Source organism: Pseudomonas sp. 10B238 (assembly GCF_000970615.1).
Lineage (GTDB): Bacteria > Pseudomonadota > Gammaproteobacteria > Pseudomonadales > Pseudomonadaceae > Stutzerimonas.
In genome coordinates this window covers 1-283 of sequence record NZ_KQ033994.1, presented here as the reverse complement: position 1 = coordinate 283, position 283 = coordinate 1, and the positions used below count along the sequence as shown (strand labels likewise).

Below are 283 nucleotides of genomic sequence, written 5' to 3'. Positions count from 1 at the left end.
GCGGGTGCGATTGGTGTACGACCACCTTAAGCAGGCTTTCTCAAACCCCAAGCTATTTCCCCAAGGCCTGGGGACATAGCGATGCATACCTGCCAGCCAATCGTCCGCTATTGGCCGGTTAGCGACCATTTTTCTGGCTAGCCATGCTTGGCCTCCCACATGTGGAGGACTTGCCATGAACATCACTGCTACCTGCACCCGCCGGCCCTGGAACAAAGGAAAGTTGGTCGGACAGAAAACCCCGCTCCGGCTGAGAGATATCTGGGCCATCCGAGTAAGGCTT

The 283-nt window shown here is 56.5% G+C and carries 1 pseudogene; it reads left to right on the top strand.

Annotated elements, in window-relative coordinates:
• Positions 1–175 precede the first annotated feature (175 nt).
• A pseudogene (locus RT21_RS23495) lies at positions 176–283 on the top strand (integrase); the annotation flags it as partial.